This window comes from Stenotrophomonas terrae (assembly GCF_039674165.1).
Classification (GTDB): Bacteria; Pseudomonadota; Gammaproteobacteria; order Xanthomonadales; family Xanthomonadaceae; genus Stenotrophomonas; species Stenotrophomonas terrae_A.
The window spans coordinates 1-4759 of record NZ_JBDJMY010000084.1 but is presented as its reverse complement, the minus strand read 5'-3'; the positions used below and the strand labels follow the sequence as shown (position 1 = coordinate 4759).

Here is a 4759-nt window from a genome sequence, read left to right as displayed (position 1 = left end):
CTTCGAATCAGGCCTCAGCGCCTTCTTCGTAGGCTGCGACGTTTCCGTCGTAGCGAGCCGCCCATTATATGGTGGCTTTTCTGCTTCGTCAACACCTCATTTCGGGGCGGTGACTTCAAACTTTCCTTCCGCTTGCGCCTCTTGCGAGGCCCCTGCGTCGGGGGAGGTGAAGTATGTGCTTCTTTGCAGGCTTTGTGAAGGGGGTGTGGAAGGTTTTTTCCAACTTTCGTTCACCGGGCCGCTGGAGAGGCCTTTGCTGCTTTGCTTGTACTTATATGTGTACGCCGCAATGCGCATGCAGATGGGTTGAGCGGGGTTTGGGGGGCGATGACGCAGATGGGCTTCGCCTTACCCTCTCCCCAACCCCTCTCCCGGTGGGAGAGGGGCTTTTGTCGCTGCCAGTGGAAGCTGCCTTGCTCGCCTGCACATCCAGATGAGCTGATCGGGGTTTGCGGGGCGATGAAGCAACCAGGCTTCGCCCTGCCCTCACCCCAACCCCTCTCCCGCACGCGGGAGAGGGGCTTTGGTCATCGGGGGCTTTGAGCCTTAGGCGCTTGCTACCAGCAGGACGCGGGCGAAGGTGCGCTTGCCAACCTGCAGCAAGCCTTCGAAACCGGGCTGCAATACGGTCTGGGCGTCTTCGACGACTTCGCCATCCACCTTCACCGCGCGCTCCTTGAGCTTGCGCGAGGCTTCGGAATTGCTGGGGGTCAGGCCGGCCGCGGTGAGCAGCGCGCCGATACGCAGGCCTTCGGCCGGAATCAACACTTCCTGCAACGGCAGCTGGGTGATGTCGCCCTGCCCGGTCACTGCAGCGTTCCAGCCTGCAATGGCCTGTTCGGCAGCGGCGGCATCGTGGAAACGGGTGGTCAGCTCACGCGCCAGGCGCAGCTTGATCTCACGCGGGTTGATCTTGCCCGCCTCGACGTCGGCGCGCAGCTGCTTGGCCTCGTCGATGGAGATATCGAAGCTGAGCAGGTCGATCCAACGCCACATCAAGGTGTCGTCCACCTTCATGGTCTTGGTGACCATGTCGATGGCCGGTTCGCTGATGCCGATGTAGTTGTTCAGCGACTTGGACATCTTGTTGACGCCGTCCAGGCCTTCCAGCAGCGGCATGGTCAGCACGATCTGTGCTTTCTGGCCGTGGTGCTCCTGCAGGCCGCGGCCCATCAGCAGGTTGAACTTCTGGTCGGTACCGCCGAGCTCGACGTCCGCTTCCAGCGCCACCGAGTCGTAGCCCTGCACCAGCGGGTAGAGGAACTCATGGATGGCGATGGACTGCTGGGCGGCATAGCGCTTGGCGAAATCGTCGCGCTCGAGCATGCGGGCGACGGTGTGCTGGCCAGCCAGGCGGATCATGTCGGCTGCACTCATCTTGCCGAACCACTCCGAGTTGAAGCGGACTTCGGTCTTTTCCCGGTCCAGCACCTTGAAGACCTGCTCCTCATAGGTGCGGGCATTGGCCAGCACGTCTTCCTTGCTGAGCGGCTTGCGGGTCAGGCTCTTGCCGGACGGGTCGCCGATCATGCCGGTGAAGTCGCCGATCAGGAAAATGACCTGATGGCCGAGGTCCTGGAACTGCCGCAGCTTGTTCAGCAATACGGTGTGGCCAAGGTGCAGGTCCGGCGCGGTGGGGTCAAAGCCGGCCTTCACACGCAGTGGGCGGCCGCTTTCCAGGCGCTGGCGCAGTTCTTCCACTTTGAGGATTTCGTCGGCCCCACGACCGATCAGGGCAAGGGCTTCATCAATCGAGGACACGCTAAAACTCCCGACTTCGCAGTCAAAAACATGAATGGTGTTAAGTACAAGTTAACCACGTTAACCGATCGAAAAGCCATGCGGCTCAATGGTTTGACGCGGAATTGATAGGTGTCTATGTTACCTGCGTTTGGGCCCGCGATCCGGGTCGACCAGAGAACCGACCGATGTCCCAATCCGATCATGGCTCCGCGCGCAAACAGCGCTTCCAGGAAAGACTCCACGTCCTGCACGACAACGCCCTGCATCGGAAGTTGAAGGAACATCTGCCCGCCGCGTTCAACGAACGCTGGAATCGGCGGCATTGGATCCACGCCAGCCTGTTCGTCACCATTGGTGCGCTGGCGGCGACGATTGTTCCGGGCTTTTCCAACGCCATCGACAGCAATCTGCCGTCGTCCCACTCCACGCTTGCCCTGCCCCTGCCGCCGCTGTCCCTGGCGCGACGTGGGGAAACGCCGGGCGACAGCTGGCAGATCCAGCGGGTGGAACGCGGCCAGACCCTGAGCGACCTGTTCGAAGCCGCCGGCGTGCCTGCCACCACGATGCAGAAGGTGCTTGACCACCCCGGTACCCGCGAGGTGCTGACCAAACTGCGCCCCGGCGCGGAAATCGCCTTCGACCTGCCGGTCAACGGCGCGCTGCGTACGATCCGCTTCGACCGCGATGGCAATCACCGGGTGGAACTGAGCCTGCAGGGCGACCGGATCAGCGAAAAGGTCAGCGAGCGTGCAACCAGCACCCGTACCGTGGTGGCCAGCGGTGAAATCACCAGTTCGCTGTACAACGCTGCGCGCAAGGCCGGTCTGTCGCCGTCGGCCATCGCCACGATGACCGATGAAATCTTCAAGTACGACATCGATTTCTCCAAGGACCTGCAGCCGGGCGACCGCTTCAGCGTGGTGATGGACGAGACCTGGCGCGAAGGCGAGCGCATCGACACCAGCAAGATCCTGGCGGCGACCTTCCAGACCGGCGGCAAGACCTATACCGGCTTCCGTTTTGACCGCGCCGGCAAGTCGGAATACTTCGACCTCAATGGCCGTTCACTTAAAAAGAGCTTCATCCGCTCGCCGATCCAGTTCGCCCGCCTGAGCTCGAACTACGGCACCCGCCGCCACCCCATCCTGGGCACGATGCGCACCCACAAGGGTGTGGATTACGCCGCGCGCACCGGTACTCCGATCATGGCTGCCGGTGATGCCCGCGTGCAGTTCGCCGGCACCCAGCGCGGCTACGGCAATGTGGTGATTCTCGACCACGGCAGCGGCCACACCACGCTGTACGGGCATATGTCGCGGCTTGGCCCCTACCGTGCCGGCCAGCGCGTGACTCAGGGCCAGGTGATCGGCTATGTGGGCTCAACCGGCATGTCGACCGGCCCGCACCTGCATTACGAATTCCGCGTCAACGGCGTGCACCGCAATCCGCTGTCGGTGACGATGCCGCCGCCGCAACCGCTGCAGGGCGCAGATCTGGCCGCCTTCCGTGCGCAGACCGCGCCGGCAATGGCGCGTATCCAGGGCATGGAAGAGCTGATCTACGCCGATGCCGGCGACAGCAAGCGGCCGGCGGCAACGCAGACCGCCGCCGCTACGCCGGCAGCTGGCGGCAAGCGCGGCTGAGCCTGCGCAACACCGTTGACGATACGGGCAGGGAGCTTGAAGCTTCCCTGCCCGTTTCTTTTTGGCCACCGCCATGACCTCTGTTGATCCGCAGCTGCCTCTGTTCCTCGGCCTGATGTCCGGCACCAGTGCCGACGGCATCGATGCGGCGCTGGTGCAGTTTCCGCAGAGCGGCGGATGCCACTTCGTGCATGGCTATACCCATGCCTGGGATGCGGCTACCCGCGAGGCCTTGATCGCGTTGGGCCAAGGCGCCGAGCCCGCGTCGATGGACGCACTGGGGCAACTGGATGCCAGCGTCGGCATTGCCTTCGCCGCTGCCGCAAACCAGTTACTGGAAGAGGCAGGCGTGCAGCGTTCGCAGGTGCAGGCGATCGGCTCGCATGGGCAGACCATCCGCCACCGGCCGCTGAGCACGCCTGCCTTTACCTGGCAGATTGGTGATGCCAACCGCATTGCCGAGCTCACCGGCATCACCACCGTGGCCGATTTCCGCCGCCGCGATGTGGCTGCCGGCGGTCATGGTGCACCGCTGATGCCGGCCTTCCATCTGGCGATGCTGGGCAGCGCCGATGAAGACCGCGCGGTGCTCAATCTCGGCGGCATCGCCAACCTGAGCCTGATTGCCCGCGATGGCAGCATCCGCGGCTTTGATACCGGCCCGGCCAATGCGCTGCTCGATGGCTGGTGCCAACGGCATCTTGGCCACGTGTTTGATGCCGATGGCACGTTTGCGGCCAGTGGCCGTGTGGATGAAGCATTGTTGGCTCGGTTGCTGGCCGAGCCTTGGTTTGCCTTGCCACCGCCGAAGAGCACCGGCCGCGAGCAGTTCCATCTGCAGTGGGTGGAAGCGCAGCTGGGTGCGGCGGCGTTGTCGCCGGCCGATGTGCAGGCCACCTTGCTGGAGCTGACCGCCGCTACCGTGGCCGACGCCTTGCTGGCGCAGCTGCCGGGGGCACGGCGGGTGCTGGTCTGCGGCGGCGGTGTGCGCAATCCGCAGCTGTTGCTGCGGCTGCAGGCGCGCTTGCCGGGTGTGCTGATTGGCTCCAGCGCCGCGCATGGGCTGGACCCGGATTACATGGAAGCAATGGGCTTTGCGTGGCTGGCGCAGGAGACGCTGGCGGGACGCCCGGGCAATCTACCCAGTGTCAGCGGCGCGCGCGGGCCGCGGATTCTTGGGGCGATTCATCTGGCTTGAGGGTGAAGCGATAGGGGGTAGGCGGTAGGCGGTAGTGCCGAGCCATGCTCGGCAGGGGCTCTACCGGGAACGCCCCAACGTAGTGCCAAGCCATGCTCGGCAGAAGCTTTACCGGGAACGCCCCTGCGTAGTGCCGAGCCATGCTCGGCAGAGGCTTTACCGGGAACGCCCCTGC

4 protein-coding genes are annotated in these 4759 nt (G+C 64.1%); 3 read left to right on the top strand and 1 reads right to left on the bottom strand.

Going from position 1 to position 4759, the window contains the following annotated elements; translation table 11 throughout:
• A partial coding sequence (locus ABE493_RS19250; RefSeq protein ID WP_346500984.1) for a hypothetical protein occupies nucleotides 1–310 on the top strand: 310 nt, incomplete at its 5' end.
• 236 nt (nucleotides 311–546) lie between these two features.
• On the opposite strand, the gene tyrS is transcribed toward ABE493_RS19250, so the two are convergent.
• Nucleotides 547–1761, bottom strand: a complete 1215-nt coding sequence (gene tyrS, locus ABE493_RS19245) for a tyrosine--tRNA ligase (protein WP_346500982.1) — start codon at nucleotides 1759–1761, stop codon at nucleotides 547–549.
• A 167-nt stretch (nucleotides 1762–1928) separates the two neighbouring features.
• Between tyrS and ABE493_RS19240 the strand changes: the two genes are divergently transcribed.
• On the top strand, nucleotides 1929–3386 hold the full coding sequence (locus ABE493_RS19240; protein ID WP_346500980.1) for a peptidoglycan DD-metalloendopeptidase family protein: 1458 nt from the start codon (nucleotides 1929–1931) through the stop codon (nucleotides 3384–3386).
• Between the two features lie 73 nt (nucleotides 3387–3459).
• Nucleotides 3460–4584: an anhydro-N-acetylmuramic acid kinase gene (locus tag ABE493_RS19235; protein WP_346500978.1), complete on the top strand. Its 1125-nt coding sequence runs from the start codon at nucleotides 3460–3462 to the stop codon at nucleotides 4582–4584.
• The last annotated feature ends 175 nt before the right edge of the window (nucleotides 4585–4759 follow it).